25 protein-coding genes, 3 pseudogenes and 1 riboswitch are annotated in these 26,569 nt (G+C 43.9%); of the genes and pseudogenes, 11 read left to right on the forward strand and 17 right to left on the reverse strand.

From position 1 onward, the window contains the following. Positions 1 to 8 precede the first annotated feature (8 nt). From hxlA to QNH15_RS20760, 4 genes are all read left to right on the forward strand, one after another. The gene (gene hxlA, locus QNH15_RS20745; protein WP_283890205.1) at positions 9 to 641 is read left to right on the forward strand and encodes a 3-hexulose-6-phosphate synthase; all 633 of its coding nucleotides are present in this window, start codon (positions 9 to 11) and stop codon (positions 639 to 641) included. Between the two features lie 10 nt (positions 642 to 651). Then, the gene (gene hxlB / locus QNH15_RS20750; RefSeq protein WP_061972056.1) at positions 652 to 1,209 is read left to right on the forward strand and encodes a 6-phospho-3-hexuloisomerase; all 558 of its coding nucleotides are present in this window, start codon (positions 652 to 654) and stop codon (positions 1,207 to 1,209) included. Positions 1,210 to 1,275: 66 nt separating this feature from the next. Further along, positions 1,276 to 1,992 (forward strand): 3-ketoacyl-ACP reductase, encoded by a 717-nt coding sequence (locus QNH15_RS20755; protein WP_283890207.1) that lies wholly within the window; start codon positions 1,276 to 1,278, stop codon positions 1,990 to 1,992. A gap of 119 nt (positions 1,993 to 2,111) precedes the next feature. Further along, positions 2,112 to 3,251: a zinc-dependent alcohol dehydrogenase gene (locus QNH15_RS20760; protein WP_283890209.1), complete on the forward strand. Its 1,140-nt coding sequence runs from the start codon at positions 2,112 to 2,114 to the stop codon at positions 3,249 to 3,251. A gap of 38 nt (positions 3,252 to 3,289) precedes the next feature. On the opposite strand, the gene QNH15_RS20765 is transcribed toward QNH15_RS20760, so the two are convergent. The 7 genes from QNH15_RS20765 to QNH15_RS20795 form a co-directional block, all read right to left on the reverse strand. Further along, entirely contained in the window at positions 3,290 to 4,435 is a 1,146-nt protein-coding gene (locus tag QNH15_RS20765; RefSeq protein ID WP_283890211.1) for an ABC transporter permease, read from the reverse strand. Continuing rightward, complete coding sequence (locus QNH15_RS20770; RefSeq protein WP_283890212.1) at positions 4,436 to 5,557, reverse strand: ABC transporter permease; 1,122 nt, start codon at positions 5,555 to 5,557, stop codon at positions 4,436 to 4,438. It lies immediately after the preceding gene. 486 nt (positions 5,558 to 6,043) lie between these two features. Further along, on the reverse strand, positions 6,044 to 6,979 hold the full coding sequence (locus tag QNH15_RS20775) for an ABC transporter ATP-binding protein (RefSeq protein ID WP_283890213.1): 936 nt from the start codon (positions 6,977 to 6,979) through the stop codon (positions 6,044 to 6,046). Positions 6,980 to 7,100: 121 nt separating this feature from the next. Beyond that, positions 7,101 to 8,201: a sensor histidine kinase gene (locus tag QNH15_RS20780; RefSeq protein ID WP_283890214.1), complete on the reverse strand. Its 1,101-nt coding sequence runs from the start codon at positions 8,199 to 8,201 to the stop codon at positions 7,101 to 7,103. 11 nt (positions 8,202 to 8,212) lie between these two features. After that, positions 8,213 to 8,851, reverse strand: a complete 639-nt coding sequence (locus QNH15_RS20785; protein WP_283895684.1) for a response regulator transcription factor — start codon at positions 8,849 to 8,851, stop codon at positions 8,213 to 8,215. Between the two features lie 144 nt (positions 8,852 to 8,995). Further along, positions 8,996 to 10,300, reverse strand: coding sequence for an Nramp family divalent metal transporter (locus QNH15_RS20790; RefSeq protein ID WP_347343359.1), 1,305 nt, complete (start codon positions 10,298 to 10,300; stop codon positions 8,996 to 8,998). A 316-nt stretch (positions 10,301 to 10,616) separates the two neighbouring features. Beyond that, a complete protein-coding gene (locus tag QNH15_RS20795; protein WP_283890215.1) occupies positions 10,617 to 10,961 on the reverse strand; it encodes a DUF3870 domain-containing protein in 345 nt (114 codons plus the stop codon). Positions 10,962 to 11,168: 207 nt separating this feature from the next. Here QNH15_RS20795 and QNH15_RS20800 point away from each other — a divergent pair, with 207 nt between their 5' ends. Together QNH15_RS20800 and QNH15_RS20805 are read left to right on the forward strand one after the other, a co-directional pair. Continuing rightward, positions 11,169 to 11,573, forward strand: a complete 405-nt coding sequence (locus QNH15_RS20800) for a MerR family transcriptional regulator (RefSeq protein ID WP_283890216.1) — start codon at positions 11,169 to 11,171, stop codon at positions 11,571 to 11,573. Beyond that, a complete protein-coding gene (locus QNH15_RS20805; protein WP_283890217.1) occupies positions 11,570 to 12,505 on the forward strand; it encodes a DMT family transporter in 936 nt (311 codons plus the stop codon). Before QNH15_RS20800 ends, QNH15_RS20805 begins: the two co-directional genes overlap by 4 nt. Before the next feature lie 44 nt (positions 12,506 to 12,549). Here the strand turns inward: QNH15_RS20805 and QNH15_RS20810 are convergent, their stop codons facing one another. From QNH15_RS20810 to QNH15_RS26145, 10 genes and pseudogenes are all read right to left on the reverse strand, one after another. Next, entirely contained in the window at positions 12,550 to 13,158 is a 609-nt protein-coding gene (locus QNH15_RS20810) for a DedA family protein (RefSeq protein WP_283890218.1), read from the reverse strand. Positions 13,159 to 13,239: 81 nt separating this feature from the next. Further along, positions 13,240 to 14,259, reverse strand: a pseudogene (locus QNH15_RS20815) (MATE family efflux transporter); the annotation flags it as partial. Between the two features lie 17 nt (positions 14,260 to 14,276). Continuing rightward, on the reverse strand, positions 14,277 to 14,633 hold the full coding sequence (locus QNH15_RS20820) for a GIY-YIG nuclease family protein (protein ID WP_283890219.1): 357 nt from the start codon (positions 14,631 to 14,633) through the stop codon (positions 14,277 to 14,279). A gap of 19 nt (positions 14,634 to 14,652) precedes the next feature. Further along, positions 14,653 to 15,405, reverse strand: a complete 753-nt coding sequence (locus QNH15_RS20825; protein ID WP_283890221.1) for a DUF2087 domain-containing protein — start codon at positions 15,403 to 15,405, stop codon at positions 14,653 to 14,655. A 138-nt stretch (positions 15,406 to 15,543) separates the two neighbouring features. Further along, on the reverse strand, positions 15,544 to 16,737 hold the full coding sequence (locus QNH15_RS20830; protein ID WP_061972044.1) for a nucleoside transporter C-terminal domain-containing protein: 1,194 nt from the start codon (positions 16,735 to 16,737) through the stop codon (positions 15,544 to 15,546). Positions 16,738 to 16,887: 150 nt separating this feature from the next. After that, positions 16,888 to 16,996, reverse strand: a riboswitch (purine riboswitch). Positions 16,997 to 17,069: 73 nt separating this feature from the next. Beyond that, positions 17,070 to 17,945 (reverse strand): formyltetrahydrofolate deformylase, encoded by an 876-nt coding sequence (purU, locus tag QNH15_RS20835; RefSeq protein ID WP_283890224.1) that lies wholly within the window; start codon positions 17,943 to 17,945, stop codon positions 17,070 to 17,072. A gap of 78 nt (positions 17,946 to 18,023) precedes the next feature. Then, positions 18,024 to 18,989 (reverse strand): nuclease-related domain-containing protein, encoded by a 966-nt coding sequence (locus QNH15_RS20840; protein WP_283890225.1) that lies wholly within the window; start codon positions 18,987 to 18,989, stop codon positions 18,024 to 18,026. 240 nt (positions 18,990 to 19,229) lie between these two features. Next, positions 19,230 to 19,937 (reverse strand): DNA alkylation repair protein, encoded by a 708-nt coding sequence (locus QNH15_RS20845; protein ID WP_283890227.1) that lies wholly within the window; start codon positions 19,935 to 19,937, stop codon positions 19,230 to 19,232. Positions 19,938 to 20,034: 97 nt separating this feature from the next. Further along, positions 20,035 to 22,392 (reverse strand): annotated as a pseudogene (locus tag QNH15_RS20850) (efflux RND transporter permease subunit); the annotation flags it as partial. 147 nt (positions 22,393 to 22,539) lie between these two features. Then, positions 22,540 to 23,340, reverse strand: a pseudogene (locus QNH15_RS26145) (efflux RND transporter permease subunit); the annotation flags it as partial. A gap of 181 nt (positions 23,341 to 23,521) precedes the next feature. On the opposite strand from QNH15_RS26145, the gene QNH15_RS20855 reads away from it, so the two are divergent. From QNH15_RS20855 to QNH15_RS20875, 5 genes are all read left to right on the forward strand, one after another. Further along, positions 23,522 to 24,409, forward strand: a complete 888-nt coding sequence (locus tag QNH15_RS20855) for a TetR/AcrR family transcriptional regulator (RefSeq protein WP_283890231.1) — start codon at positions 23,522 to 23,524, stop codon at positions 24,407 to 24,409. A 356-nt stretch (positions 24,410 to 24,765) separates the two neighbouring features. Beyond that, positions 24,766 to 25,200, forward strand: a complete 435-nt coding sequence (locus QNH15_RS20860; RefSeq protein WP_061972039.1) for a MarR family winged helix-turn-helix transcriptional regulator — start codon at positions 24,766 to 24,768, stop codon at positions 25,198 to 25,200. 44 nt (positions 25,201 to 25,244) lie between these two features. Further along, on the forward strand, positions 25,245 to 25,880 hold the full coding sequence (locus tag QNH15_RS20865) for a nitroreductase family protein (RefSeq protein WP_283890243.1): 636 nt from the start codon (positions 25,245 to 25,247) through the stop codon (positions 25,878 to 25,880). A 28-nt stretch (positions 25,881 to 25,908) separates the two neighbouring features. Further along, complete coding sequence (locus QNH15_RS20870) at positions 25,909 to 26,202, forward strand: putative quinol monooxygenase (protein ID WP_283890245.1); 294 nt, start codon at positions 25,909 to 25,911, stop codon at positions 26,200 to 26,202. A 105-nt stretch (positions 26,203 to 26,307) separates the two neighbouring features. Then, positions 26,308 to 26,475, forward strand: coding sequence for a hypothetical protein (locus tag QNH15_RS20875; RefSeq protein WP_283890247.1), 168 nt, complete (start codon positions 26,308 to 26,310; stop codon positions 26,473 to 26,475). Positions 26,476 to 26,569 lie beyond the last annotated feature (94 nt).

Here is a 26,569-nt window from a genome sequence, read left to right on the forward strand (position 1 = left end):
AACTAACAATGGAATTACAACTAGCGATAGACCTTGTCAATACAGAAGAAGCCATCGAATTGGTGAAAGAAGTAGAAGATCACATTGATATCGTGGAGATCGGTACTCCGGTTGTTATTAATGAAGGCCTTGGAGCCGTTAAAGCGATGAAAGAAGCATTCCCGAATTTGAAGGTCCTGGCTGACCTGAAGATCATGGATGCTGCAGGATACGAAGTAATGAAAGCTTCCGAAGCCGGTGCAGACATTATTACGATTCTTGGCGCTGCTGAAGATGCATCCATCCAGGGTGCTGTGGAAGAAGCCAAAAAACAAAACAAAAAAATCCTTGTTGATATGATCGCTGTTAAAGACATTGAAACACGCGCGAAAGAACTCGATAATCTTGGTGTTGATTATATTTGTGTTCATACCGGTTATGATTTACAGGCGGCAGGAAAAAATTCGTTTGAAGACTTGAAAGCCATCAAACGCGTGGTTAAAAACGCAAAGACAGCTGTTGCTGGCGGCATCAAACTTGAAACCTTATCTGAAGTTGTGGCAGCACAGCCTGATCTTGTCATTGTCGGCGGTGGTATTACCGGACAAGATGACAAAAAAGAAACTGCAGCTAAAATCCAAGAATTAATCAAGCAACACTAAGGAATTAACTATGAAAGCTTCACATTATTATTCGGAAATTGTGAAGGAATTAAGCAGAGCTGCCGACTTAATTTCAGATCAAGAAGCAGAAAAGCTTGTGGATGAAATTCTCCTTGCCAAAAAGATCTTTGTTGCAGGAGCCGGCCGAAGCGGATTGATGGGAAAATCCTTCGTTATGCGGATGATGCATATGGGGCTTGATTCCTATGTAATCGGTGAAACGGTGACTCCCAACTTTACCGAAAATGACCTTATCATTTTCGCCTCAGGCTCTGGGGAAACGAAAAGCTTGATCACGATGGCGGAAAAAGCCAAAAGCATTGGTGGAAAAGTAATGGCCGTTACCATTTTCCCTGACTCAACGCTGGGAAAAATGGCAGATGCCTGCGTGAAACTGCCAGGCTCTCCAAAGGACCAATCGGATAACGAGTATAAAACCATTCAACCGATGGGATCCTTATTCGAACAAACACTGCTGTTGTTTTTCGATGCGGTGATTCTGCGTTTTATGGAAAGAAAAGGGCTTGATACCGACACCATGTTCGGCCGTCATGCCAATCTGGAGTAGAATAAGATTTACAGGGATTGGACTGCTTTTAGCGGTCCTTCCCGAGTACATAAAGGAGGAATATTTATGCAGACATTAAAGGGAAAAACGGCGCTCATCACCGGGGCAGGACGGGGTATTGGCCGGGCTACAGCTATCGCTTTTGCGAAAGAAGGCATTCATGTCGGTCTTCTGGGAAGGACCCTTGCCAACCTGGAAAAAACGGCAGCAGAACTGAAGGAATATGGAGTAAAAGTATCTGTCGCTGAAGCTGATGTCACCGACTATGATGCAGTTGTAAAAGCGGTAGAAACCCTTACTTCTGATTTAAATCAAATTGATATTTTAATCAACAATGCCGGGGTCGCCAAATTTGGCGGATTTCTCGAGCTTTCGCCAGAAGAGTGGAAAAACATCATAGACGTGAATGTTATGGGTGTCTACAATGTCACCCGAGCGGTCCTGCCGGAAATGATTGAACGAAAAGCGGGCGACATCATTAACATTTCATCCTCTGCAGGACAAAAAGGAGCACCGGTAACGAGTGCTTACAGCGCCTCCAAATTTGCAGTTCTTGGATTAACAGAATCTCTCATGCTCGAAGTAAGAAAACACAATATCCGGGTCAGTGCCCTTACACCAAGTACTGTCGCAACAGACCTGGCGATTGAAACCAACCTGACGGACGGCAATCCTGAAAAAGTCATGCAGCCGGAAGACATGGCAGAGTTCATGGTTTCCCAACTTAAATTAAATCCGCGTATTTTCATCAAAAATGCAGGCATGTGGTCAACCAATCCATAAATGACTGACGAAAGCAGCTTCTCCTTGCGAGAGCTGCTTTTTTTAACGTTTAAGTAAATGATGGATAAAAAAATCTCACAAAGGGTATAGAATTTTATACCATATTTAGGAGGTTGATTATGAAGGCCGTTACGTTCCAGGGAGCAAAAGAGATCGAAGTAAAAAATGTAAAAGATCCCAGACTGCAGGAAAAAGAAGATATTATTGTACGCATTACCTCCACTGCCATCTGTGGATCGGATTTGCACATTTATCAGGGAGCTCTTCCTGCGCAAAAGGATTATGTGATTGGACATGAACCAATGGGCATCGTGGAAGAAGTCGGGCCTGATGTTACCCGTGTGAAAAAAGGGGACCGTGTTGTTTTACCATTTAACATTTCATGCGGCCACTGTTATTATTGCCAGCATGAGATGGAAAGCCAATGTGATAATTCAAACCGAAATCCTGAATTTGATACAGGCGGATACTTCGGATTTACCGAGCGCTATGGGGACTACAACGGCGGACAGGCTGAGTACCTGCGCGTCCCATATGGGAACTTTATGCCGTTTGTCATTCCGGAATCTGCTGAACTCGAAGACGAGGCCGTCCTCTTCATGTCAGATGTTCTTCCTACTGCCTACTGGAGCGTAGAAAACGCCGGGGTAAAAGAAGGAGATACGGTTGTTGTCCTCGGCTGTGGTCCTATTGGTCTGATGACCCAAAAATTCGCCTGGATGAAAGGTGCCAAGCGGGTCATCGCTGTGGACAATCTCCCTTACCGTTTGAACCATGCCGTCAAGATGAACAATGTAGAAGCCTTCAACTTTGATCAGTTTGATGATATGGGCGCCCATATTCACGAAATTACCCATGGGGGAGCAGATGTTGTCATCGACTGTGTCGGGATGGATGGCAAAAAGTCAGCCGTGGAAGCTATCGAGCAAAAGTTAAAGCTTCAGGGCGGGACACTGAGTGCTATACAGATCGCCATCAGAGCTGTAAAGAAATTCGGCATCATCCAGATGACCGGTGTTTACGGATCCATGTATAATATGTTTCCGCTCGGAAATATCTTTGAACGGAACGTCACCCTGAAAATGGGGCAGGCCCCTGTGATTCATTACATGCCGATGCTTTTTGATAAAATTGCCAACAAAGAGTTTGATCCAACAGAAATTATCACTCACCGCGTACCGCTCGACCAGGCAAGCGCGGCTTATAAAACCTTCAACGATCATCAGGATGAATGTATTAAAGTCGTATTAAAGCCATAACGCAAAATCCCCTTTGGATAACCAAAGGAGATTTACTATTAAATAAAGTTTCTTACGTTGTTTCCGCGGCTGAATTTGTAAATGGCGATCATGAAGAATGCCAACGCAAAGGCGAATAGAATGGAAATATTCATGGAAAGGCTGCTGAGCGAATGCCCTTTTTGCAGCTGGGTGATGGTATCAAGCAGCCATCTCTGCGGGAGGAATTCCGCAATTTTTTGCATGGTCTTTGGCATGATTTCCACCGGCCAGAAGCAGCCTGCCAAAAGGCATGTTGGCGTCATGATCAGGTTTTGCATCGCTCCTGAGGAAGCGGTAGTGGACGCAAAGGAAGTAATAACAAGCGATAATCCTACTCCGGCAAGTGCGAAGATCAATAGTACTCCAACCATCGTCCAGAATGGAACACCTGGAGAAATGTGAAATATCTTTGTCATCACTGTGAGTGTAATTAAAATTTGCACAGTCATGATAATCATGTTCACAACCACATTGGAAAAGACATAGATCCGGCTGTTGATTGGCGATGACATTAAGCGTAAATACGTTCTGTTTTCCTTTTCACGAATGATAATCTCTGATAATCCGCCTGCACTGGAGAGCATAATCATGATGAGGAAGCCGATCGTCTGGCCTGTAATGTCATTATTTTTGGACGTGTCCTTTAATGATTGAGCGTTAACCTTAAAGCTTGAATCTTTGTACTGATCGTACATTTTTTGGAATGCGGTGTGATCTCCTCCTGCCGCTTTGCTCAAGGAAGCCACATTGGACAGATAATTGTTCACATAGGATTTTACAAAGCCTGTGATAGAGGCACCTTTAATCGAAACCATCTCGATATGGTCCGGGTTTCCATTCATCACACTTTTTGAAAAGCCTGAATCCAGGATGATTACACAATCCAGTTTTCCAGATGCAATCTGGTCGTTTACTTTTGAAGAATCGATGTTAGAGACCTTGACATGATTGATTCCGCTGATGAATTTCACAGTATCTTTTGCTATTTTTCCATTGTCATGATTAACGACACCTGCATACATCGTAGTCGGGCCTGTGTTCCCGTAAGCGGCGATCCCGATAAGAATACCAATCAGCGGAACAAACAGGTAGGTAAATAATCGTTTTTTGTTTTTTACGATAGATCTCAACGAATTTGAGATGAGCCAAAGAGCTTCTTTCATTTAAAACCCTTCCCTTCTTTTAAACGAGACGATGGCAATGCTTAAAAAGACAATCGCAATACCCAGGTTTAAACCAATAACTTGAAGAGAGGCAGCGAGATCATTGTTATAAATAATTTTGGTTATGGCTGTATTCGCCCATGTAATCGGGGAAAGGTTCATGATGAACTTCATCATCCCGTCTGCGCCTTCAATTTTGAAATACGCACCCCCAAAGAATGAGGCAAGCTGAAGAATAATCAGAATGAGCGTTCTTGCAGCCTCACCGGTTTTCACCATGTAGCTGATGCCAAGGCCGAAGCTGACAGCAAGGAAAACTTCTGACAGCAGAATGATGATAACGAAACCGAGATGATCTCCCCAGTTCGCTTTAAACAAGAATGAACTTACAGCAACGATCAATAAAAGAGACAACAGGTTTAGCACAATGCTTCCGATGATTTTACCCAGAAAGATTTCAGCTTTGTTGATCGGTGCAACGGCAAGGCGCACTGCTGTATTTCGGGTTCTTTCCCCTCTGAGCAGGAAGGTTGCTCCAATCGCTCCATATAGGGCAATCATTGTGGTTACCGCCACCGCATAATAATCCATCGAACCTGGTGCTTTTTTGGCGTTCAAAGATGTTTCCTTTACATAATCATGTGAGGTTCCGCTCGCCAGCACCGCCTGTGTCTGATCGGGCTTCACTTTGGCCACCTGGCTCACTAGATTATACTTATCCGCAAAAGCAGTCAGCATGCCCTGAACAATGCTGCTCTCGATGCTGTTCCGTTCACTGCCGTAGAAATTCATTCCCTTAGTGGAAACCTCTACATAGGCATCATAGTGGTTTTGCCTTACTGCCTTTTTACCATCGGTTGTATCCGAGGCTTTATAAAAATGAATATTTTCCTTTTTGGCCGCTTTCGTGAATTGTTCAAAATAGGGTGCTATGCTCGTGTTGTCGGTTTCTTTATAAAGGACCTTCATTTTATCTATTTTTACTTGGTTATCAAACGCATTCGATAACGCTGATCCAAGAACCAGCATCATGACGATAGGAAACGCCAGCATGAAGATAATTGTTCGTTTATCCCTGATGCTGATTTTCAACTGCAGAAGTGCAATGTTTAACACGTTCACAGGGGAGGACCTCCTTAAGTTTTTTTGGTAAAGCTGGTTTTTCGTAAGCTTTGTTGCTTTGGGATTGGGTTGATTTTCGTTTCAGCTTGCTCGCTTTTACCGGCGTAAACGCCTACCTTCGCGGGGCGTGCGCTGAGCCCTTTGGCGCAAGCGCCTCACTGGTCTCACATGGCACGCATCTCCCGTCGGAGTCTCGCACCTTCACTTCAAATCAACCCTAATGAAGCTACAAACAAATTGAGCTTCTCTGTTAGGCTCAATAAGGTAAAAACTTTTGGCTAGCGCTGTTTTTAATGGTAGGAACTTTTGGCTTTGCCATTTGTTAATGGTAGGAGATTTTGGCTATCGCCATTTTTAATGGTAGGAACTTTTGGCTTTGCCATTTGTTAATGGTAGGAGATTTTGGCTATCGCCATTTTTAATGGTAGGAACTTTTGGCTTTGCCATTTGTTAATGGTAGGAGATTTTGGCTATCGCCAAAACTCCTTAATCCCTCAAGTTTCTTCCGGTTAGGGTGAGGAAGACGGTTTCGAGGTTGGGTGCTTTCTCCTCGAGGGAACGGATTTCGATGTTGCGGTTGATAAAATACTGGATGATTTTATTCAGGTTGCTTACCTCGGCCTGGGAGTTGATTTTAACGACGTTTTCTTCGACTTGAACGGTATTTACCCCGTTAATTTCTTTAATCGCATTTTCTTCCAGGTTTTCGTTGGATTTTACATCGACCCAGATGTCTTTCGTATCCGTGATGATGGCTTTCAACTGTTCTTTCGTACCTTCTGCGATGACTTTGCCGTGATCCACGATGGCAATTCTCGTACAGATCTCTTCAACTTCCTCCATGTAATGGCTCGTGTAGATAACGGTGCATCCCATCTCGTTCAATTGCCTAACCGAATTCAGGATATAATTCCTCGACTGCGGATCAATGCCGACTGTCGGTTCATCCATGATAATGAGTTTGGGCTTATGGGCAATGGCACATGCGATGTTAAGCCTTCTCTTCATGCCGCCGGAAAAGTTTTTCGGCAAGCTCTTCTGTTTATCCAGCAAGCCAACGAACTTTAGCGCCTCCTCTACCCGGTCTTTCAGTTCTGTACCTCTGAGGCCATAAAGCCCGGCAAAAAAGCGGACATTCTCATAGGCTGTCAAATCTTCGTAAATGGCCAAATCCTGTGGAACGATGCCGATGTTTCTTTTGGCAAACTTGCTTTGGCTTGCAATGTTCTTGCCAAGAATTTTGATTTCTCCTTCGTTGCTCCTCAGCAACCCTGCAATCATATTGATTGTGGTACTTTTCCCGGCTCCGTTCGAACCAAGAAAGCCGAAGATTTCTCCTTCTTTAATCGTTAGGGACATATTGTCTACAGCGATGAAGTCACCGAATTTTTTTGTAAGATTATTAATTTCCAAAACGTTCATCCATCTCACCTCGTGTTATTCTTTATAGTGTCAGTATACGGAAAAAGAGCGAACCAACGCAGTGCATTAGTTCACTCTTTTCATATGAGAATTCTCATGTTCTTTCCATGAGTACCTTCCTTTAGCCCATGGGAAGAAGGGTCGTAACGGAAAATCCGTTCGTCCCATCAACAATGACGGTTCCGTTCACTGATGCGGTCCTCTCTTCCATCCCCATGATGCCAAGGCCTTTTACAACCTTTTGGGCACCTTTTCCATTATCTTTAACCTCTGCTTTGACCATCCGGTTGAGTACATGAATTTCAATGGAAATCTCCGTTGCTCTGCTATATTTTAATGCGTTCGTCAATGCCTCAGTAACATTTTCTGTGATAATCTTCCACTGGATCGGTGTGATCATATCTATATTGCCTTTATAGACAAAAGGAACCTTGATCCGGTGTTTGACAGAAAACTCTTCGAGAATCAGCTTCAACCGTTGTACTCCCATCTGTTCTGTTGGAGGTTTCATGTTCTTTAAAGTGATCCGTATATCTTCAATGCCTTGTTTGGAAATGGAAATGGCGTTTTGCATAAGCTCCTTTGCTTTTTCCGTATCCAGGCTGAGCAGACTTTTCGCCGCTTCCATCTGAATCAGTGCTCCGGTCATGGAGTGTCCGATGCTGTCATGAATTTGCTGGGAGATCCGGTTTCTTTCCTCCAGGCGGTTGGTGTATTCCGACTGTTTAATGAATTCCTGATTCTCATTGAGACTGGCCGTAAGACGCTGTATATCATGCCTCATTTTATCGAGCTTATCTTCATACATCATCATTTTTTCCGAATAGCGGGTAGCCATCGTAAACGACACGAAGCTAAAAGCGGACACCAGGCCATAAAGATATTCTGCTTCCGGCAAGTAAAAAACCGGAATCAATCCCAGTGTCAAAAGGGCTGGCTTCACTTTAATAAAAGGAGATGCCAACTCATAAAAATTGATGGGCAGCAGCAGAATCAACAGCGGGTTCACATCGTAAAAGGACAGACAGATGAGGATGACCGACCCCAGCAGAATCCCTTGTCTGATTCTTTCCTTGCTGAATACATACATGATACTATTCATGCTGATATACAGAAGAAGGCAAAAAACGATGTTCGGCAGGTTATCCACATTGGCGTGGGCATAGCTGACCGCAAGAAAAAGCACAACGACCAGCTTGGTGTAAATGATCCATAGTTCCATTTATTTCGCCCCTACCCAACAGACCCGGTTAAATAATAGATGGCAATCTGTGTCCGATGCTCCAGTCCGGTTTTGCCCAGAATAGACGTGATATGGTTGGCAACCGTACCTTCCGATATGAAGAGCTGCTTGGCGATGGATTTATTGGAGTATCCTTTGGCGATCAGTGCCATGATGCCCATTTCACGCTCTGTAAACAAGCTGGCATCAATCTTGTGCTCATCTTTTTTGCTTCCGTCCATATTTAATTTTAATTTATCCAGCACCACATCCTGCATCACCGTATGGCCATGATAAACACTTTTTATGGCCTCTCTGATCCGCTCGGGCTCAGTATTTTTTAATAGATACCCTTTTGCCCCGTTTTTAATGGCATCAAATATGTATTCATCATCATCAAAGGTTGTGAGGATTACCGGCTTTGTCGCCGTCTGCTCCGCAATCAGCTTTGTTGCCTCCACTCCGTTCATGTTCGGCATCCGAACGTCAAGCAAAGCGATATCCACTTTGTTCCACTTGCAATAGTCCACTGCCTCCTGTCCATCATTAAGCGTCGCGAGCACCTCAAAATCTCCATACGTGCTTAAGATGATTTTCATGCCCTCCCGTATAAATGAATTATCATCCGCAATTACAATTTTTATTATCATTTTCATTCAGCAGATCGTACCTGCTGTTCACATCCTTTTATCATAATCTTACTTTCTTCTATAGTTAATTGGCTCTATTTTACCAAAAGTCCTTTATTCCATACAAAAAGAGCCTGTCCCTTTGAACAGGCCCTTCCTTGAGGATTATTTAAAGATATTTAGCAGCTCATGGATCCCAAGAAAAACAAACATCAATACACTGCCAATAAGTACAGCATTAGCGAGCCACTTGTTACGATATTCCGCCTCGACCCGTTTCGAATTCAGGAGAACCACAAGTGATATGGCCAAAAACGGCATGAACAACGCGCCAAGGGCTCCATACAGAATAATCAGTTCCACCGGTTTTCCGAAGAAAAAGATCAGCATCGGAGGAAATGTGAGCCATGCAAGGTAAAGACGATACATCGGCTCTTTTTCTGAGACCGGCTTTACAGATTTAACTTCTCCTTTTTTCAGACGAATCGTTTTAATAAAATCAGCAAACAGATAAGGCACACCGTTCCATACACCAAGAAGTGAGGTAAAGGCAGCGGACCAGAAGGCAACCAGGAACAGCCATCTCAATGGGGTCCCAAATTCTTCACCCAGCATTTGGGCAAGGTTGATCAGCCCCTGGTCTCCACGAAGTTCCACATCTGTACCATATAAAAATTTGGCTCCAATAATCAGAGCGGCCATGGAAAAAAGTCCAGTCATGGCGTAAGCGGCTTTGGCATCCAGTCTCATAATAGAGATCCAGCCCTTGCCGTTCCATCCTTTTTCCTTCAGCCAGTACCCATAGGATGCCATGGTGATGGTTCCGCCTACTCCGCCAATCAAACCGAGCGCAAGTACGAAGGACCCATCTGGAACTTTAGGAACAATACCACCCGCAAATTCTCCCAAGCTTGGCAAAAAGAGAAGGGCAGTCCCGATAATCGTAATAAACATCACACCAATCAATACGGTCATGATCCGTTCAAACAAAAGGTAACGCCCTGTCCAAACGAGGGCAAAGCCCACTAACGAATGAACAACCGCCCAAGCCCAAACCGGCATGATGGGAAACATCGCATGCATGCCAAGACCGCATGTTAAGGCTGCGGCAGCACCATATATGTATCCCCAGATGACAGAATAAACACCGAAATAACCCGTTGCCCATCTTCCCAGTGAATGCCACCCTTGCAAGATCGTCTGTCCGGTGGCCAAATACCAGCGGCCTACTCCTTCATTCAAAAAGTATTTTAAAATGGCCCCTACAATAATCGCCCAAACAAAGGTCATCCCGAACGATGTTCCGATAACGATAGCTGTGATCATATCAGCTGTTCCCACACCGGTAGCCGCCACAACAAAGCCCGGACCGATCATTTTCAGTTTTTGGCCCCATGTCTGTGGCGGAGCTCCCGCGTTTTTCATAGACGTAGGGTTGAGTTCCGTGCCTGCACTTGCTTCACTTTTCATCTCCAGTCCCCTTTTCATAATTTAGTAAAGCGTTTTCTAAACTCGTCACGATAAAACTTTTCCTTCAAATCTATTATGTCACTAGTATAGAAAATTTTGAATACTTAATATTTAAATATCCATCTCCTTTCCAAAGAGCACCAAAAAAAGCCCACACTAAACCATAGGCATAAGAAGTCTGACACGATTCCCTACTGCTATGGATAGCGGGGCTTTCCTAATTACTGTGAAATGGGTGTGTTTCACCATTAAGAAGACACTTTCCAATCGTATACTCTTAAATTATTGTTTATTATAGCAAGAACTGCAAACGGTTTCAATGAGTTGTTTGCGACTGTCTCATCTTTTCCATATATCTTTTGTACGCCGCTTTTACCGCCATAATGACTGAATTGGTGGATGGAGTATAATAATAATCTTCTATTCTCTGAACCAAACCGTCAATCCCCTGAGAAAGATCATAACCAACGATCACTCTTCTCAAGAAGTCCCTTGCCAGTTCTGTAACAAAGGTAAATTCAGCATTCACAATCAAATTGGTCTCTGTGTCAATTTCCATAACAATGCCGGAAGTTTTGTATAGTTCAAACATGGAACTTCCCTGTGGCGCTTTTGCATACCCCGTAACAAGCACCGTTTTCATCTTTACTAATTTACTCATTTTGCCAGACCCCTTCTTTGTCTGTGATTTGTTTTTCTTTCTTATTGTAACAAACCTTATGTGCTATCTTACGGTGAATGGAGCAAAAATATATATGTACCTGAAAATAAAAATCCCATAGACGGTTTGCTTATTTTCCAAATTACCATTGACTTAAAGCTGACTCTAAGTTGTAATCTTGATTAAAAAAGAAAGGGATGATTTATTATGTATACGATCGGTGAAGCGGCAATAAATACGGGCATCAGTGCCCATACACTGCGTTACTATGAAAAGCTGGGATTACTTCCAGAACCCGAAAGGCAGAATGGCCATAAGCGCTTATATTCGAAAAAAGATATGGCATTCATCATGTTTTTAAAAACCCTGAAGGATACCGGGATGCCCTTGGAAGAAATGAAAGAATTCGTGCAGGATGGGTGCATCTGGGACAGTCGGGAGGAAGACCCGGATTACAAGGCCGTCCCTGTTCTGACGAAAAGAGTAAACATCCTGGAAAAGCATCTGAGAAACATGGAAGAGAAAAAGCGGGAACTGGAAGGCATCATGATGATCACCAAGGAAAAACTGCAAACATATTACACATTATTGGAAGAGGATGCGAAGAGATGAAAAATCAAAGAGTCTATATTCTTCTATTCGGTTTTGCAGTATTTACCGGAGCCACATTCAATCTTGGGAAATATGCTGTAAGTTTTTTTTCGCCTGCCTCCGCAGCTGCCTGGCGCTTTGGCATTGCCACGATCGTTCTTTTCCTGATTCTTGCTTTTAAAGAGGGGATGAAGAAGTCAACCCTTTCCAGGAACCTTCTGCCCTATATCGCACTTGGCATCATTGGGGTGTTCGGTTTTAATGCCTTGTTTTTTACCGGCCTGAAATATACAACTCCAATCAATGGAGCACTCATCATGGGTACCAATCCTATTTTAACGTCACTATTGGCCAAGGTTCTTCTGAAAGAAAAACTGACCATACAACGTATTACTGGTATTGTGTTTGCTTTCATCGGTGTTGCTCTGGTGATTACACAGGGCTCCTTGGTAACCTTAATGAGCCTGTCATTTTCCAAGGGGGATCTGATAATTCTCGGCGGCAACCTTTGCTGGGCAAGCTATGGCGTGCTAGGCCGAAAATGGGTAAAAGGCAGCACTTCTCTTGAGACAACTGCCTACCCGTTGCTGTTTGGTTCCGCTGCTTTGATTGCCCTCTCTGTGTTTTCAAAATCCTCTGCTCCATTCGCTTCTATTCCGCCAGATGTCTGGGGAGCGATTCTCTTTATGGCTTTATGTACGTCCGTGCTCGGTTATTTATGGTGGAATCTAGGCATACAAAAAATAGGAGCTGGTAAAACGTCCTTATTTTTCAACCTGGTTCCAGTTGTGACGATGATCATTTCTGCTATAACAGGAGCAGCGGTTACTTACCCACAGCTGTTTGGAGTAGGATTTGTTATTTTGGGTGTACTGACTGCGTCCGGTGTTTTTCCTCTTACCCCTTCAAAAACGGTTCTTACCCAGGATGGTGGAGCACCTATAGGAAAATGATGGCACAAGAATCAGGAGAAGCATGAATCTTCTCCTGTTTTTTCTTATCTTCCTCTTCTCTTCTTTACATATAAAAACAAGAAGAGCAGCAGTCCAGCAGCAAGCAAGGCATACATCACGTTGGAATAGATGTCCATAAAATGAACCACCTGCTCCCAGTTTCGGCCAAACGCGGCGCCGACATAGACCAGAATCGTATTCCAAATCAATGTGCCGAGCGTTGTGAACAACAGAAAAAGGCTGAACCTCATGCCTGACATCCCCGCCGGAATGGAAATCAAACTTCTGATTAAGGGAACGAGCCGGCAAAGGAACACCGCCCAATAGCCAAACCGGTCAAACCAGCTGTCCGCTTTATGAATGTCTTCCTTTTTCAACCTTAGAATATGTCCCCATCGGTCAACGATTCGTTCGAGTCGCGGAACATCGAGATAGGTACCGATTTTAAATAGCACTGCTGCTCCAAATACAGAACCCGCCGTGGAAGCCAGAATCACACCCCACACCGTAAGCTTGGAAAAGGATGTCATCATTCCTCCGAACGTGAGAATTACTTCGGACGGAATTGGCGGAAAAATATTTTCAAGGGCAATCATAAAGAACACGCCGATATACCCGAATTGTTCAATCACATCGGTAATCCAGTTTTGCATAACAAACCTCCTGAAAGCTTGCACTCCCTTACCTACTACGAATGAAAACCGCTTTGGTTTCAACCCAAAGCGGTTTTTTGACTAATCAATCAAACGGACAATCTGTTTATTCTTCCATGACAACCGGTAATACGCATACTGCAGGGCAAGCGTAACAATAAAGGCGGCGGGATACCCGACCCAGATTCCTCTGATTTCAAGACTGGTATATTGGGAGAGGTAATAAGCAAGCGGAACCTCAACCAGCCAAATGGGCAGAATACTCAATATCGTTGGCCACAGGACAGTACCGCTCGCTCTCATTGTGGCATTTAATATCGCGGAGTGGCCCATAATCACATAGCTCCACAATGTGATCACCAAAAGACTGTGAGCGATATCCACCGTCTCCCCGTTGGTCAGGAACAAACTCAAAATCGGCCGGGAGAAAAGGTAGATCAGGATAATGATGGTTCCTCCAAGCAAGTAGTTGAGCACCAGTCCTGACCGAATGACCAGTTTCAGCCGTTCCATCTGGTTGGCTCCAATCGATTGAGCCGCAAAAATAGATACCGCGATACTCAATGAGATGGCTGGCATCTGTACATAGCTTGCCACCTGGTTAACGACCCCGTAAGCGGCAGTCGCATCTGATCCATACCGGTTGACGAACGAAATAACCGCAATCTCCGATATGGACAGCAGGATCATGCTGATGCTGGATGGAATACCCAGCTTTAGCAACAGCTTCAGCAGTTCCTTGTTGATTTTCAGTTTGCTGGCAATTGAGGAATCAAACTGAAGCGGATGACTGGTTTTTCGCAAGTAAAAAATCATCGCGATAAAGGCAACAACGGTAGAAACTACCGATGAATAAGCCGCACCGTAAACACCCGTCTCAGGGAAACCCATCCAGCCAAACACAAACACCGGCATAAAAGCAATATTCAGTACCGTACTCACAACCAGAAAGTAAAACGGAGTCTTGGAATCCCCGGTTCCCCTCATGAAGGTTGTGTACACCGAATAAAGAAACAAAACCGGGAGCGACCAGAAAAGAATCCGGGCATAATGGGCGCTCACCTGAATAATGTTGTCAGGTGTACCAATGATTCGCAATAATAACGCTTCATTTCCATTCATCGCGGTTTCTCCTTATTATAGCCACGGCTTCCAAATGGCTTCAGCTCTTGCAGCCATTTGTCCTCCAGTACTTCAAGTTCCCGTTTTTCATTAAAGTAACCCGTTTCTTTTTTCTCCAGCGTTTCCAGCACCTCGAATTGGAATGCATCTTTTCCGTAGAAATTCCAGTCAGTCTGAAGCTCTCTGTTCGTACTGGAACCTTGCTCCAGCTCAAACTTTCGACCGTTTAATGTTTTTAAATTCCGGGTGCTTCCCACAAACACTTTATGATTCACAGTATTTTTTATGGCGTAAACACCCGCTTCAATTTTTGTTTCAAGATATTGCTGCTTTAATTCTTTCTTTCTGTTCAAAACTGTTTCCTTCCTTCTCTTATTTTTTCAGCCAATAGGAACTTCCATCCGGTTTTCGATCCAGAAACCCATACTCGATCATATATCTTCGCAACGTGACAAAATCGTGATAAACACTTTTCAATACCTCATTCACATCCTTTTCGGAGTAGGTCTCTTTTGGATGAAACAAGGTTGAAATTTCACGCAATACCACAAGCTTTTGCTTCTCTTTTGCCGGAAATGTTTTTAATGACTTGCTTCCCTCAATAAAATACTTTTTAAGCATCTTCTCCTGCTCTTCTTTCGTCACATTGTACCGGTCATCCACCATGGTAGCTGTTTGGTGAGGCGCGATCAGTGACGGCGCATGCTCATCCTTTTCTTTCAGCAGTTCCATCAGTGTCAGCAGCATTTTCGCCTGTCGTTCTTTTTCCTTTAAAACAAACCGGTGGTTCCGGATGGTCGAAGTACTTCCGACTTCCATCTCCTTCTTGATTTCGGTGTCACTTTTTCCTTCATAAAAAAGACGCAGCAGCCGGTTTTGGTGATCCGTAAGTCCGGTCAGCTTTTTATTAAGACCGATAAGATAATCAAAAACCGATGCGTGTTCGTTTTGAATATGAAGATTCATGAATTTTTCTGCTTCATACAGAATATTGTCCTGTGGATAAATAATGCCCTTCTCTACCTCATTTCCGCAGAGCAGGCAAACAAACTGTTCCTTTTCTTCGAGATAACCCTTTTTCAGGTCCTCAAGCGGCGCTTCCCAAAAACGATCGGATATAACCATTAAACAAACAACTCCTATTATCGTTTAGTTATTTACAAACATATTATGATGCCGTTTGTTTATTGTCAAATTATTTTTTGTGAAAAAATGAAAAAAAAAGACCTTCCGGAAAATAATTCCGAAAGGTCTTCTTATTTTTTACCAAACAAAAAGTCCAACAAGCATCGCACTCAATAGTGATACGGCCATTCCGCTCACAAGCAGTTTCCAAACGTTCTTACCGATCACCACAGACTTTTCTTCTCCGAGGATGGAGTTGTACGTTCCATAAATCATACCGACCGTACTAAAGTTCGCAAATGAGGTTAAGAAGGTTGTGGCAACCGCAACGGTGTGCGGCGGGAGTGATTTCAATTGTGTTTTCAAATCCATCATGGCCACGAATTCATTGGTTGCCAGTTTAATCCCCATTAACTTCGCCACGTACATGGCATCATGTTTAGGAAGCCCCAGAAGGAACGCAAACGGACTGAAGATGAATGAGAAGATTTTTTGAATCGTAAGACCATGGATGAAAAAGCCGAGAATGCCGTTTACCGCAGACGTTAATGCCACATATCCAATGACCATGGCGAGAATGACAATGACCATGCGAATACCAACAAGCATACTGTTTGAAATGGTGGAGAAGAAATCTTTCTTTTCTTCCTTCGGCGGAACGTAAACCACGTCCTCCTCTTTCGATACATCCACCGGGTGCAAAATACTAGCAAGCAACAGCGCGTTGAGACAGTTAAGCGGAATCGCCGCAAACACATAGGTTGCCGGCACCATCGTTAAGTACGCACCGATAATGGAGCCGCTGATACTGCTCATACTCATCAAACCGAACGTCAAAAGCCTGTGTTGTTTTAGCACCACCAGCTGCTGGCGGATAACTGCAAGCGCTTCGGTATTCCCGAGAAACATCATCTGAATGGAGAAGAAACTTTCAAGCTTTGGCAAACCGGAAATTTTCGAAATGACCCAGCCGACCTTATCAATGATCCACGTTAAAATACCGAAATACGAAAGAATATCAAAAAAGGTAACAACAAAAATAATAGGAAGCAAGGCACTAAAGAAGAAATCAACGTTTTCGTTCGCCATAACGGATGGAAAAACAAACGCCGTACCGTCATTTGCACATTGAATGAGCCAGGAGAAAAACGCCGCAAACCGGTCAATGATAGCCGTACCAATTTTCGTTCCGAGCATAAACCACGTAATCAGCAGCTCAACAACAAACAAAACGCCGATCGATTTCCATTTCACATTTCTTCGGTTTGGGGAACACGCAAAAACAACGCCAACCACAACCAGGATGCCAAGCAGATTAATCAAAAAATACAAACCAACCACTCCCACTTTTTTTCCGTATATAAAAAGCCCTTATTTCCCGCTCACCGTCCACCGGACAGAAAGCATGAAAACAAGGGCAATGGGTCTATCCATATGAGAAAAAAGGTTTTTTTCCCAACAAAGATAAGTGACCATTCCATTGATGTATTCATACTTCCTTGTAGTCCGGCATTTAACGGCTGCCAGGTAGAGACTATCAGACCGAATTCGATTGTACTGATACTATACAAGGATTATTTTTTGCTAATAATGGTCATTTTAGTACATTCGTCATGGTTTGACAATATCTGCGAAAAAAGTCCTATTTTAAAAAACTTTTTGAATTAATTAAAAACAATGGTTTTGTTTTCGTGAACGAGCACACGGTCCTGCAGATGCCAGTTTACCGCACGCGCCAGTACACTTCGTTCGATCGAACGGCCAATTTTCTTCAGATCCTCCGCATTATGGTGGTGGCTAACGCGCTCAACTCCCTGCTCGATAATTGGACCTTCATCGAGATCATTCGTTACATAATGAGACGTTGCCCCAATCAGCTTCACACCCCGGTTATAGGCTCTTTCATACGGCTTGGCCCCAATGAAAGCCGGCAGGAAGGAATGATGAATGTTGATGATGCGGTGAGGATGTTTTGATACAAAATTTGGTGTTAAGATCTGCATGTAACGCGCCAGTATGATGAGTTCAATGTTATACTCAGCCAGCAGCTGAAGCTGTTTTTCCTCCACTTCCTGGCGAATGTCCTTGTTCGCCGGTATGTAATAAAACGGAATGCCTAGCGACTCCACCAACCCTTTTGAAGTTTCATGATTGCTGATGACAAGCGAAATATCTGCATCCAAATCCCCGTTTTGGTATTCCCATAAAAGTTCAAGCAGACAGTGCGGTTCTTTTGAAACAAAAATGGCTGTCCTTTTTCGTTTGGATGCCAGTGACAGCCGCCAGTCCATGTTAAACTCGGAGGCGATTTTCGAAAACGCTTGTTTCAGCCCGTCCGCCCGCTCGTGCAGGTTATCGATTTCAAACTCCACGCGCATAAAGAACATTCCCGCTTCCGGGTCCGTGGAATGCTGGTTGGATTCCACAATATTTGCTCCCTGGCCATATAAAAACTGTGATACCGCCGCCACAATTCCCGGCTGGTCTCCACAGCTGATCAGCAGTCTCGCTTTATTCGTGTTTCGTGCCTGTTCATTCATTTGCCCAATCTCCATTTCTTTGCCTTTTAGTATCTGAGTATACGGCATTGGAGCGGAAAAGTGAAATGAAAAAGTGGGCTAGTCGCTGGAGGGGAGGTGGTAGATGGTGGATTTGTGATTTCCTTCGTGGTGTGTGGATATTGATTGCAATAATCGAGTGGTTAAATGAATTGAAGAGATACAAAGAAACTCCCTTGCTTGCTGGTTGGTGATCGCCTGGCTAATCAGACAGGAATAGTCTTTAAGAGCATCAATATGCGCTTTTTTGCAGGTACAATAACAGTTTGCACAAAACCAGCTTCCATGTCTTCTTTCCATTGGTGTGAGGCCACAGTCCATGCATATAACTCCTTTTAGTAATTCATGTCTTCTTATATCAAACTGCTCTAAGATATCGGAGTTTGCCTCACTGTGTTGTTTTAATAGAAGACGAATGATTTTCCTTAACTGTTTATCCGTAAGTACATTCTCATGAAAAGTATCTAATTCAGAGACTTTAAGAGGGAGGGCTTCCCGATGAAGGATCGTTTTACGAAGATATTTATGTTCGGGGGAAATTGCAATTTGGGAGTTTGGATTGCTGATTACTACAAAAGATTTAATAGGAATTTCAGGGGTTTTATGTTTGTTTAGCCAAGAACTAAGCTGAGTCTCATGCCGTTTCACTTGAAGGACCGGATCGGGAAAAACCTCTTCCTTTCCGTTCAGCGTGCGAACCAACTGATGGAACCCCTGGTCAAAAAATAGTTTACCTGCGATGTTTTTCACTTCTAATATGAGTATGAAACGGGGTGAAATGAGTAAGGTATCGATCTGAAAGAAGTAGTCGTTATGTGGAAGGCGAAGATCATGAAGAATGGAGTAGTCCTTAGAGGCCAGAAAGCTAAGGGGATAGTCTATGGAGTATTCTCCTCTGTAACCGGCCATCTTTTTTGCGAGATTTTCTTCAATATAGGGGATTTTCGAGTGATTTTTAGGTAATCGGCGCAATAATGATTGTAATTTTTGAATCATTAGCGGTAGTTGCCGCTTTTTAACGATCATTTGATCATTCCTTTGCTTAATTTTATAGAAAATAGGTGTCCTACACCTTCCAAAATTTAACTTACTCTCAAAATACCTGCTTTTATTCTCAAAAAATCTTATATATTCTCAAAACAAATCACTTTATTCTCAAATTTGGTTCAAATATTCTCAAACCGATTAACCTCAATGCATTTCGACTAATTTCGACATATTTATTCACATCACAAAGCCCTACCTCCTTCCCCATCAACATCCAAACTAGCAAATACAGGTCTTCTTTTTCACGCCGACCTTGCCGCGGTTCTTCACTTTTAAGATATAGTCAGCAGCAAGCGGGACTTTACAGGCAGTGTTGCCGACATTCACATCAACCTTGCCGATCCGGTCTGCGACGGCAAAGGCTTCGTCATGCAGTTCGGCTACGGCACTTCCGGCCATGATCACAAAGCCGTTCATGGCGTAGCGAACACGATTTCGCTCCCCGAGGATAGTCTCTTCCACCCGTATCAGCAACCCTCGAATTTCCTCCAGGTCCAGTTCTTCGTCCGCGGTAATCGACATATAGCCCGCATAGGTGCTCCAGCCGCATGCAGCCACCATCTCCCGGTCATCATTCATCCACTTGTGCGCCAGCTCCAGCGCAAACGGGCTTTCTGCCGCTGCATTGGCTGCAGTATACTCCGCAAGCATGTACCAATACGCTTTATCTACCCACTGTTCCAGCTGCTCTCGTGTCAGCTTTTTCGGATCCACCGCAAGTCCGGCGAGGTACATCGCATCATGGTTTCCTGTATCATACAATGCGAGAATCAGCTCTTGATCCTTCTTCACAAACTTAACCAGCTTCTTCAAGTCACCTACCTTCACGCCAAAAAATGGTTCCTTTGCGCCATGCCTAATAAAGGTTTTCTTCGTTTGCTCTGAGCCCATTTCTTCCAGCTGGTTCATGATTTCTTCTACTGTCATTTTTTCATCACCTCACTTACTTATAATTCGCTTCACTACCCAAAAACCCCTCCACATAAAAAGGTCCGCCCCAGCCGGGCAGACCTCTTAAAACCAATTATTCAGCGGTTTTGCGCTTTCTGTTTTTTCTCGTTAACTTCATTAAAAACTCATAAACCACTGGCACGATGATCAGGGTCAGCAACGTGGAGCTGGTGAGACCGCCGATAACCGTAACGCCAAGGCCTTTGGAGATTAAGCCTCCGCCTTCAAACCCGAGGGCGAGCGGGATTAATGCGCCAATGGTGGCCAATGCGGTCATCAGAATCGGACGCAAGCGGGTGGCTGCTGCCTCTAAGAGTGCTTCTCTTGTTGACAGTCCTTCATTTTCCTTATGGATCACGCGGTCAATCAGCACGATTGCGTTTGTTACCACGATTCCAATCAGCATCAGAGCGCCAATCATGGCAGAAATGCTGATGCTTTCACCCGCGATATACAGTGCCAAGAGCGCACCGATCACCGTAAACGGAAGGGAGAACAAAATCGCAAATGGTGCAAGAGCGCCGCCAAACGTCACGACAAGTACAAAATAGACAATCGCAATCGCGGCAAGCATGGCCAGGCCGAGTTGAGTAAAGGACTCGTTAATATCCTCAGTAACGCCGCCCATCTTGACGTCCACTCCATCTGGAAGATCCAGTTTGTCGATATCTTTTTGGACGTCCGTGGACACTTTGTTCACGTTCTTGCTCGTCACATCACCGCTTACACTCGCATAAATCTTATCATCCTTACGTGTAACGGTATCTGCGGTTTCACCTTCTTTTACTTTGGCGACATCACTGATGGCTACTTCTTTTCCAGTCGCTGACTGCAGCTTCTTGTCGGTAAGATCATCAATATTCTTGTAGCTGTTTTTATCCACTTTCACATAAACGTTGACGTCTTTTCCATCCTTCTTCAGGGTTGTTAAGGCGGATTGATCACCTGAATCGTTCAATGCCATGCCAATCTGGCTGGCTGTAAGACCAAGCTTGCTTAACTTTTCCTGATCTGCGGCAAGAGTGTATTCTTGATACGCTTTAGAAAGGCTGGAACCAACGTTTCTCAGATCATTCCGGTCGTTGAGAATCTTTTGGACCTTCTCGGTTACCGGTTTGATGTCGTTCATGTTATTTCCGTAGACTTGGATTTCAAGCTTGTTGCTTCCACCGGTAGCGCCAAAGTCCTGCGCCTTCCATTCTCCCTTGTCGGAGGTTCCCTTGAGATCATCAATGACCTTCTTCTGTTCTTTTTCAAAGTTAGGCGTATCTTTGTCGTACTCCATAAAGAACATGGCCTGATTGCTGGCCGCAGGGTTCATCGGGTTCTCCCCGCCAACGGAATATTGAATCGTTTTAACATGGTTGCGGTCCAGCAGAAGTTTCTCTGCTTTTAGTGCCTCATCTTCCACTTCTTTTTTCGTCTGGCCCGGTTCCGGATTAAAGGTAGCAATGACCATCTTCTGTTCATCTGACGGCAGGAAGCTGACGCCAATCTTCGGTACCAGGAACAAGCTGCCTGCAAGCAAAAGAATGGCAAGACCGAACGAAACAATCTTATGGCTGAGCGACCAGTTCAATACTCTTCTGTAAAAACCGGCAAGGGCGCCAGGCTTTTCGTGGTCTTCTTCCTTCCTTTTGCTTAATCCTTTTTTAAATAAAGAATCAGCAAAAGCCGGTACAACGGTAATCGCGACGATTAAGGATGCCACAAGGGCAAAAACAATCGTCAGGGCAAACGGCATAAAGAGCTCACCGACCGGCCCTTTTACTAGACCCAATGGTAAAAAAACGGCAATGGTTACAATCGTGGAAGACATGATCGGAATGAACATTTCTCGGGTAGCAGCTGTAATAAGCTGTTTGCCTCGAATCTCTTCCCCTTTAAGTGACATCCGGCGATAGATATTTTCGATCACTACAATAGAGTCATCCACTACCCGGCCGATGGCAACCGTCATGGCTCCAAGGGTCATAATGTTCAGCGTGATGTCCATTTGTTTTAACGCCAGAATCGCCATTAACAGCGATAGCGGGATAGAAATAACCGCGATAATGGTAGAGCGGAAATTCCGTAAAAACAGCAGGATAATGATGATGGCGAACAATCCGCCGATCAACGCTTTGTTCAGCATCGTACTGACCGAATCCTTGATTGGTGTTGCCTGGTCAAATACGTTGACCGTCTTCAAACCTTCGTGCTCTTTTTTCAACTGCTTTAATTCTTTATTTACGGCATCAGCCACATTTACCGTATTGGCATCGGCAGATTTGATCACTTGAAGACCGATGGATTCCTGGCCATTCGTTCTTGAAATGGACTCTGCTTTTCCGACGGTTTTGATGGTAGCAACATCTTTTAACTTTACAGTCGGAAGTTCTGTTGGCTGCGCTTGCTGAGTTGCAGCAGCCTGCTGGGAAGCTCCTTGACCTCCAGCTTGCTGCTGGGCTCCTTGACCGCCAGACTGCTGCTGGGCTCCTTGACCGCCCGACTGCTGCTGGGCTCCTTGACCGCCCGACTGCTGCTGGGCTCCTTGACCGCCCGACTGCTGCTGGGCTCCTTGACCGCCCGACTGCTGCTGGGCTCCTTGACCCGAAGATGCGCCTGCGCCCTGACCTCCTGCACCAGATGCTTGGGGTGTTACCGGGATTTCAAGGTTTTTCAGTTCTTTTACAGTGGTAATATTTCCATCAACAACAACCGATTTTTCGGTGTTGTTAAAATTGTACAAACCAAGCGGCATGGAGGAATTGGCGCCTTTAATGAATTGCTTGACGCTGTCTTCCGTCAATCCGTTTTTCTTTAATTCATCGTCTTTAAAATCAAGCTGGACTTCTTCCACGTTTTGTCCGGCTACCTGTACGGATGAAACGCCCTCCACTCCTTCAAGAGTTGGAACGACATCATCTTCAACGACCTTGGTAAGTTCCTTCAGCGATTTGTCCTTGTCGGATACACTTAACGACAAAATCGGAAGGTCATTAAAGCTTTGCCGTGACACCCTTGGATCGTCCACTGAATCAGGGAGATTAATGTTGGCAAGAGCTTCCTGTACTTCCTCTTTTGCTTTTTCCATGTCTTTATCAAAACTGTATTCGATTTGTACCGATGAGACGTTTTGATAAGAAGAGGAAGTGACCGAATTCACTCCTGACAGATTCTTGACCTTCTTCTCAATCGGAATGGTCACTTTATCTGCTACCTCTTCAGGTGTTGCACCTGGATAGGCTGCTGATACGGACACAATCGGTGTGTTGATGTTCGGCATCGTCTCGAGCTTCATATTTAAACCGGAATACAATCCGGTGGCTACGACAAGCAGCGTTAACAGCCAAACGGCAAATTTATTCTTTAAACAGAATCGGATAATTGCACTCATTCTTCTTGCTCCCTCCACTAATGACTGACCAGTCGGATTATGCTATAATATAAACGAACGGTCATAACAGTTTTAAATATATCGGACCGTCAGCTGTAATGCAAGGAATTATACAGAACCAATGATCAATAGATATCTTTTGGCAATTTAATTGGAAAAAACAGTTACTCGGAGGTTTAGGATGAAACAAAGAAAAGTCGAAATAATTGAATCTGCGATTGCTCTGTTTGCAGAGAAAGGATTTCATTCAACATCGATCCAGGACATAACCGATCATGCCGGAATGTCAAAAGGAGCATTTTATAATTATTTTTCATCAAAAGAAGAATTGATGGTAGCTCTTTTTCATTTCTATAATGATAAAATCACCCATAGAATTTCAGAAATTGAAGGCCAAAACCTGCCTCCACGTGAAACAATCAAAAGGCAGATGATTGCGCTGTTTACTTCCTTTACGGAACATAAAAACTTTATCATCATGCATTTCAGGGAACAAAATTCCACAATCAACGAAGAAATGCGGAAGCATATGCTGAAAACGCAGTACAAGTCGATGAAATGGCTGGAGAAAAACCTGCTCGCACTGTATGGAGAGGATATTACTCCTCATTTGGGAGACTTAATCCTGATGGCTCAGGGGCTGCAAAACACCTACATCCGTATTTTTGTTTTCGATGACCAGCTTCTCCAGCCGGAGGCCCTGGCAGAGTTTTTGCTTCAGCGGCTTGATGATATTGTAGCTGGCCTGAAGAAAAAGAACGCAGTGATGATCTCCAGTGATAATCTGGAAAAACTGTTTTCGCGATTGCATCTTCATAGCGAACAAACCTTGCAGGATACCATCCACCAGCGCCTTTTTACAATGGCACAAACCATGGACGGCCTTCCCCTTTCGGCAGAAAAAAGGGATGAACTGAAAAGTGTCATTGAATTTTTGCTGAGTGAAAATGAAAAAGAAACACCGAACAAAATGGTGTTTCAAGGAATGCTGGCAAACTTAAAAGGTATCAAAGAGCTGGAAAGTGACCGGAAGGATATCGCCCGGATTATGGGCATTGAGCTTTTATAGATAAAAATGCCCACGGTGTATGCCGCGGGCATTTTTTATCAATGACTAAGTTTTTTTGCACGTATCATTACAGCTCCAAGATAAATGGTTCCTCCGTCACTGTGCTAACGGAGATGACGGACCACTTCACTTTTTTATTCATTTATCACACACTCCTGTATTTAAAAGTTGAATAGATCTCTGTTCTTCATGAAGTATAAACAAAGTTTAATTCGTGAAGCTTAATGAATCCTTAACTTTAAAACACTCTTGTTGACAAAACATTTTAATCGCGTTATATTGTTTGACGTATCAAATATTGAGGTGTCAAAGATTATCCCTTCACTCTATTTTTTAAATAGGAAAGAGGAGATTCCATGGACCATTCATGCGCGTCAAAAGCGCAAATTGCTTATATATTACGGGAGCTTCACTACCAGATCAGTCCCAAGTTTGAACGATGTACCGGAATCAGCCAGTCCCGCCTGGAGCTTCTCCAGCATTTATATGATGCAGAAGAGATCAGCCAAACCACGCTGCAAAAAGTGGTGCACATTGATAACGCAGCTGTCACCAGGCATTTAAAACAACTGGAGGCTTCAGGAATGGTGAACCGCAGAAAGAACCCGCAGGATAACCGCGTCACCCTTGTAAGCTTGACGGAGCAGGGCCGCAGCAAAATCCTTTCCTATCGAAAGGAAAGGGATCAGTTTGTCACCAACCTTCTTCAAGGTTTTACAGAAAAAGAACTCCCTGTTCTTGTTGACATGCTTCAGCGCATGCAGCAGAACGCCGAACAAATTGAAGGTTAACCTTTAGACACCCTAGAACAACACAAATAAAGGAGAATGTACTCATGAATACAACACTCATCAATGACTATAATGATATCTTAACAGGACGCCGTTCGATCCGTTATTACGATCCTTCTGTTAAAATCAGCAAAGAAGAAATGACAGAAATCCTGTCAAAAGCGACGTTGGCGCCTTCTTCTACCAACATGCAGCCTTGGCGTTTTCTTGTCATTGAAAGTGACGAAGCAAAACAAACCCTATTGCCTTTGGCGAAATTCAATTCTTCTCAGGTAGAAACATCAGCTGCTATGATCGCAGTCTTTGGCGATCTGAACAACTTTGACAACGGAGAAGAAATTTACAGCAATGCGGTTGAACAAGGATTTATGCCACAAGAAGTGAAAGAACAAATGATGGAAAAGCTTTCTGCTCACTTTGAAACCATCGATCCCGCAGACAATAAAGACGTTGTTCTCGTCGATGGTGGAATTGTATCCATGAGTCTTATGCTGGCTGCCCGTGCGCATGGCTATGATACATGCCCGATCGGCGGTTATGAAAAGGACCAAATCGCTGAGGCTTTCGGGTTGGACAAGGACCGATATGTACCTGTTATGTTGATTTCCATCGGAAAAGCTGCAAATCCTGGGTACCAATCTGTTCGCTTACCTGTTGCAAAAGTGGCAGAATGGAAATAATCCAACATTTACAAAGGGGAGAATAATAATGATATTAATTCACGCAAAAATGTTCGTTAATCCAACGAAGGAAGAAGATTTTCTTGTAGAGATCCAGCATCTGATTACTGCATCACAAGAAGAGAGCGGCAACGTTTCCTATGATCTTTTTAAAGATACAGTGGAAGCCAGCACTTACTTGATGGTGGAGAACTGGAAGGACCTAGAGGCAGTAGACGCTCACAACAAGAGCAGCCATTTCACAGAATTTGTGGAAAAAGTGCCAAATTATTTGATTCGCCCACTTGATGTTAAGGTGTTTAATGCAGAGCCAATAAAATAAAAAGCTTTAGTGAACTGAGAAGAGCTGAGGATTCAGCTCTTTTTTGTTTGCGGTTGGGGTGTGAATGGGAGGTGAGCACTCAACTCCTTAAAGGAGTTGAGTTGATTGTCTGATCTGTATTTGTTTTTCTTCATTGCACTGATTGGCCTAGTGGTCATCTCAGCTGGCTCCATCATCCTGATGACCAGGAAAGACACAGTTCCACATCATGAGATTCACAAAAAAGTGGAGCTGTTGGAAAAAGAGGTTGAAGCGTTAAAAAACCGAAACTAACAGACCTGCTCACAACAGCAGGTCTTTTCTGTCAATTTTCGTTTTCTTTTTCATCATTTATTCCTCCTTATTGGTTATGATTAAATCCTACCCA

It is taken from the genome of Fictibacillus enclensis, assembly GCF_030123385.1.
In the GTDB taxonomy this organism is placed as follows: domain Bacteria; phylum Bacillota; class Bacilli; order Bacillales; family Fictibacillaceae; genus Fictibacillus_C; species Fictibacillus_C enclensis.